Source organism: Mangrovibacterium sp., assembly GCF_059905295.1.
In genome coordinates, this window is record NZ_JBZQJF010000280.1 from 1 (window position 1) to 2215 (window position 2215).

General features: G+C 42.1%; 2 protein-coding genes. Both read left to right on the forward strand.

Annotated elements, in window-relative coordinates:
- Positions 1-1221 (forward strand): IS21 family transposase (gene istA, locus AC37HE_RS14410; protein ID WP_500783552.1); only part of this gene is annotated, 1221 nt, incomplete at its 5' end.
- 19 nt (positions 1222-1240) lie between these two features.
- Positions 1241-1987: an IS21-like element helper ATPase IstB gene (istB, locus tag AC37HE_RS14415; protein ID WP_500783553.1), complete on the forward strand. Its 747-nt coding sequence runs from the start codon at positions 1241-1243 to the stop codon at positions 1985-1987.
- The last annotated feature ends 228 nt before the right edge of the window (positions 1988-2215 follow it).

A 2215-nucleotide genomic window follows, 5' to 3' on the forward strand; every position in this document is an offset into this window, starting at 1 on the left:
CCGGATGGATTAAAATCGAGCCAGTTTTGCAATCTCTACCGAAAATGGAGTAAAAAGGTAAACCCGGTCATGCACATGAACCACAAAGCCGGCGATAAGCTGTTTATTGATTATGCCGGCAAAACACTTGAGATTGTTGACAAAGAAACCGGGGAAATACAAGAAGTACAGTTCTTTGTAGCTATTCTGGGTGCAAGTCAGTACACTTATGCCGAAGCATCAATGAGCCAAAAGAAAGAAGATTTTATTGTTTCGGTCGAAAATGCGCTGCATTTTTATGGCGGAGTACCGGCAGCCATTGTCCCCGACAACCTGAAGTCGGCCGTTACCAAAAGCAGCCGTTTTGAACCAACGCTAAACGAAACCTTTCATGACTTTGCCGAACATTACGAAACAACCATATTGCCGGCAAGAGCTTACAAACCACGCGACAAATCACTGGCCGAAGGAGCCGTTAAAATACTCTATCGGCGCATCTACCCATCAGTTAAAGGAAAGACATTCTACTCGCTAAAGGAGCTGAATAAAGCCATTTGGGAATGCCTGGAAAAGCACAACAATGCCAAACTAACCGGAAGGCCCACATCTCGTCTGCAATTGTTTAACGAAGACGAAAAACACAAACTCGCACCACTTCCTGTTAACCGTTACGAAATCAAGCAAATTGCAGTGGTTACAGTCATGCAAAACGGACACGTATCGCTCAGCAAAGACAAGCACTATTACAGTGTGCCCTACCAGTATCTGCGTAAAAAAGTAAAAATTGTTTTTACGAAAAGTACCGTGGAGATCTATCACAAATACATCCGTATAGCACTTCATAAACGAGATCCAAGGCCCTACAGGTACACCACCATCAAGGAGCATCTGGCATCAACCCACCAGTTTGTAACCGACTGGACACCTCAGCGCTTTATTGACTGGGCCGACTCCATAGACGAGCATGTAAAGGAGTTTATCATCCATCTTTTGGACAGGGGACAACATCCAGAGCAAGCCTATAAAAGCTGTATGGGAGTCCTTTCTTTCGCCAAGAAAGTGGGGAACGAAAGACTAAGTAACGCCTGCAAAAGGGCACTCGACCATCACGTTTTCAACTACAGAATAATCGACAATATTTTAAAACGTGGTTTGGATAAAATTGAGGAAGAAGATAACACGAAACAGGATCCGGAACTGCCTTTTCATAAAAACATTAGAGGCAATAAGTACTATCAATAAACACAAAAGCAATCTAATTATGAATGACGTAACACTCAGTAAAATGAAACAAATGAAGCTCTACGGAATGCATGGAGCTTTTAAAACCGCCATTGAAACCGGCAAAACCGACCACTACACGATCGACCAGTTTACATCGATGATGATTGATGCTGAGTTTGACGACCGTAATAACCGTAAAATTGAGCGGGCGATTAAATATGCAAAGTTCCATTATAAAGCGTCTGTCGAAAATATCATTTACGAAACCGTTCGGAACATCGACAAAACAAAGCTTCTTAGACTGGCACAATGCGAGTTTATCGAAAGCAGCGAAAACATACTGATTACCGGAAGTACCGGTGCCGGCAAAAGCTACATTGCCACAGCGCTTGGCTACCAGGCCTGCATCGAAGGCTACCGGGTATTATACCTGAATACCACAAAACTATTTTCGAAACTGAAGATGGCCAAAGCCGATGGTTCGTACCTGAAAGAACTGGCTAAAATACAGCGACATAAATTAATCATTCTGGACGACTTTGGCTTGCAGCCCCTCGATAACCAGAACCGCATAGCATTACTTGAAATGATCGAAGACAGGCATAATAACGGTTCGATGATTGTAACCTCTCAGATACCAGTAAAAGGCTGGTACGAAGTCATTGGCGAGAAGACAATTGCTGATGCCATTCTGGATCGTTTAGTCCATCAATCGCACCGAATTGAATTAATGGGAGAATCGATGAGAAGAAAAAGAAATATGTTTAAAAGTGAAAATGTTTAAATTTGTTTAACCGCAACAGTAAAAAATGAGTTCTTTTTGCAGTGGAAAAAAAGAGGTGGTCAATTTAAATCGTCACCGGTGGTCAACTTAATTTGGAATTAGGTGATCACTTTCGTCGTTATTTGCACCTTATAATGAAATTTTAGTTCAGCCTTCAAATCGTCCAACTTCTCATTTATAGCAAGCGCTTGTTTGGAATCACCAGATGCACAGTTTTCTTCATCATCC

Bases quoted from the DNA above. Each gene is read 5' to 3' on its own strand.
- istB (WP_500783553.1), top strand. From the start codon at position 1,241: ATGAATGACGTAACACTCAGTAAAATGAAACAAATGAAGCTCTACGGA.